The 2,992-nt window shown below is 73.5% G+C and carries 4 protein-coding genes and 1 pseudogene; 2 read left to right on the top strand and 3 right to left on the bottom strand.

Annotated elements, in window-relative coordinates:
- Both AC1DUQ_RS20005 and fdxA read right to left on the bottom strand, forming a co-directional pair.
- Positions 1-222: pseudogene (locus tag AC1DUQ_RS20005) on the bottom strand (succinyldiaminopimelate transaminase); the annotation flags it as partial.
- A gap of 9 nt (positions 223-231) precedes the next feature.
- A complete protein-coding gene (fdxA, locus tag AC1DUQ_RS20000; RefSeq protein WP_056096001.1) occupies positions 232-558 on the bottom strand; it encodes a ferredoxin in 327 nt (108 codons plus the stop codon).
- A gap of 93 nt (positions 559-651) precedes the next feature.
- Between fdxA and AC1DUQ_RS19995 the strand changes: the two genes are divergently transcribed.
- Positions 652-924, top strand: coding sequence for a hypothetical protein (locus AC1DUQ_RS19995; RefSeq protein ID WP_477060289.1), 273 nt, complete (start codon positions 652-654; stop codon positions 922-924).
- Here the strand turns inward: AC1DUQ_RS19995 and AC1DUQ_RS19990 are convergent, their stop codons facing one another.
- Positions 925-2,754 carry a VanW family protein gene (locus tag AC1DUQ_RS19990; protein WP_477074447.1) on the bottom strand — a complete coding sequence of 610 codons (1,830 nt, stop codon included), beginning with the start codon at positions 2,752-2,754 and terminating at the stop codon, positions 925-927.
- A 44-nt stretch (positions 2,755-2,798) separates the two neighbouring features.
- Here AC1DUQ_RS19990 and AC1DUQ_RS19985 point away from each other — a divergent pair.
- A partial coding sequence (locus AC1DUQ_RS19985; protein WP_477074446.1) for a hypothetical protein occupies positions 2,799-2,992 on the top strand: 194 nt, incomplete at its 3' end.

The raw sequence follows: 2,992 nt of genomic DNA, 5'->3' as shown, positions 1-2,992 counted from the left end.
GTCGACGACGGCGTGCCGCAGCGCGGGGGTGCCGTGCGTCGTCGGGTAGCCCGGCGAGTCCGCCGCGTCCGCCAGCGCCTGCTGCACGACCGCGGGCGTCGGGTCGACGGGCGTGCCGACGGAGAGGTCGACGATGCCGCCGGGGAACGCGCGGGCCACCTCACCGAACGGGGTCAGGGTGTCCCAGGGGAAGTCGGGCAGGGACCCGGTCTGCAGGCCCACGGGGCGGGATCAGTCGCCGTGCACGCGCAGCGGGAGGGTGGCGATGATCGGGTGGTCCTTCTGGATCTCACCCATCTTCGCGGCGCCACCCGGCGAGCCGAGGTCGTCGAAGAACTCGACGTTCGCCTTGTAGTACTCGGTCCACTGCTCGGGGACGTCGTCCTCGTAGTAGATCGCCTCGACCGGGCACACCGGCTCGCACGCGCCGCAGTCCACGCACTCGTCGGGGTGGATGTACAGCGACCGCTTGCCCTCGTAGATGCAGTCCACGGGACATTCCTCGATGCACGCCTTGTCCTTGACGTCCACGCAGGGCTCGGCGATCACATACGTCACGGTCGGTCCTCCACAGGCCAGGGGTCCTCTTAGTATCGCTCACATGCACATGCCCGCGACGCGCTGTCCACGGCTGGGACACGGGCGCCTCCCATGACCACCGCCGAGTGGCGCACCTGGTCACCCGGGGTCCGCGTCGTCGTCCGCCGGCTGCGCGACGACCTGCCGGCGCCGCACACCGCGCGACCTGGCGAGCACGTCCCCCAGCACACGGACGTGCTCGGGGACCTGCTCGCGGTCGACGACGACGGCGTCCTGGTGCGCACCCGACGCGGTGACGTGCGGGTCCCCGCGGCCGACATCGTGCTCACCAAGCTGGTCCCGCCCGCCCCCGTCCGCGGGCGTCGCCGGCCGACCGACGCCTAGCTACGGCGTCGCGGGCGGCGTCGCGGTGGGCGGGGCGCCACAGATGATCTTGTTCTGCGGCTTGTAGCGCCACGAGTTGGACTCGGTCTTCTCGAGCGTGCCGTTCAGGTACGTCCGACGCGTGACGGTCACCGAGAAGCCCGGGTTCCCCGCACCCTGCGCCTCGCACGTGGGCGACTGCGAGTACACGGTCGTGGGGGCGACGACGCCCGAGCGAGGGCTCGTGCTCGACTCGACCGTCCAGTACTTGGTCCCCCACACGCGGACGTAGACGCGCCCGCCCGACACCCAGGCCTGCACCAGCGCGCCGTGCGGGGTGTTGTTCTTCCAGCGCATGTCGAGCGTGCCGGTGAAGATCGTCGCCTCGCGACCCTCGGGGTACCGCGCGAACCACTCGCTGTGCGGGCGGTGCTCGATGTCCTCGAAGCCGGCCAGGTAGCCGGCGTTGTAGGTGGTCGTCGAGACCTGGCTCAGACCGCCACCCCACGCGTCGGTGTGCTCGCCGCTGACGATCGCACCGGCCTCGACGTAGCCGTGCGCCGCGTCGATCGGCCCGAGGGCCTCCGTGAGGCTGAACGTCTCGCCGGGGCGGATCAGCGTGCCGCTGATCTTGCTCGCGCCGTTGGTGATGTTGATCGTGCGCCGCGGCTCGCTGTTCAGCGGCGTGGAGAACTCCGAGACGATCTCCTTGACGCCCAGCGCCTCGAGCTCCGCCGTCGACTGGGACGGGTCGGCCTGGACCAGCTCCACGGGTGCCGTGCGGTCGCTCCCCGTGGCGGCGGTCGCCACGCCCGCGGCCAGCGCCGCAGGATCCAGGGACGTGCCCGGCGTGCCCGGGATGATCACCGGGGCGTCGTTCACGAACTCGAAGTGGGCGTCGGCTGACTGCGTCAGCAGGTCGGGCAGCTGCGCCAGGACGACGGCGGCGAGGCCCTCGCCGTTCATCTGCAGCGCCAGGTTCCCGTCCGTCGGCACGAACGAGGCGTTCGCGGCGAGGGTGGCCGCATCGAGCATCGCGGTCCGCCCCTCGACCGCCACCGACACCGGCGACGACGTGACCTTCTGCGCCGTCGCGAGGGTGGCGTCCGTCTCCGCCTGCGTGATGTCCGGCTCGACGGTCGCCGTCGGCAGCTCGATCGGCCGGGCCGCCGCCAACCAGTCGGACGCCAGCACGTCGGCCGCCGCCGACTGGTCGAGGTCCCACCCGTCCACCGCGTCCGTCGACTGCGCGGTGGCGTCGACGAACACGACGGTCCCGTCCACCGGCGCGAGGGCCAGCGACGTCCCGAGGTCGCCGATCGCCGCCGCCAGCGCGTCGTCGTCCACCGACGTGACGGGGTCCTGGGCGCCCACTCCCACGAGGTGCGCCCAGAGCCGCTGCGGCTCGGCCAGGTCCACCCCGGTCAGCGTGTCGACGGTGGCCGCGGCGTCGAACGTGAGGCCGGCGGCGGTGGGGTCGATGGTCGCCTGCACGTCGTTGGCGACGACCTCGATCGGCTGGGTCGTCGCGTCGGCGAGCTCGTCGTCCAGCCGTGCGACCGCGTCCTCGGACGGCAGGCCGCCGATGTCGACGCCCGCCACCGACGCGCCGCGCGGCACCCGGTCCGCGAACGCGTACGACGCCCCGACGTACACGGCGCCGAGCACCAGGACGATGCCCAGGACGATCAGGAGCCGCCGCGGCCAGCGCCGCTTGCCGTCCTCGGCCTCGAACACGTCGAGGGGGGACTCCTTGCGCTCCGACGTCGACTGCGGCACGGGGCCGGACGGGATGGGTCCGCCCGACGGGCGCGCGTCGGCACCTGCCCGCGCGGCCGTGCTCGGCGGCACGGGGCCCGACGGGATCGGTGCCGTCGGCGCAGGAGTGGGCGTCGGTGCGGCAGCGGTTGTCGGTGCGGCTGCGGCTGTCGGTGCGGGGGCGGCTGCCGCTGCGGCGGTTGCGGCTGTCGGTGCGGGGGCCGCTGCAGGCGCGGCGGCTGCTGCAGTCGGTGCGGCGGTGGATGCGGCAGCGGCAGCTGCGGCGGCTGCCGCAGCGGTCGTGGAGACGACCGCCGGGGCGGATCCCGCC

The organism is Cellulomonas sp. P4_B5_2 (assembly GCF_056402235.1).
Note: the sequence above shows the minus strand (reverse complement) of the source record. Positions and strands in the feature narration are given on the sequence as shown.

Excerpts from the sequence above, each read along its gene's own strand:
- AC1DUQ_RS19995 (WP_477060289.1), top strand. The coding sequence starts at position 652 with ATGACCACCGCCGAGTGGCGCACCTGGTCACCCGGGGTCCGCGTCGTC.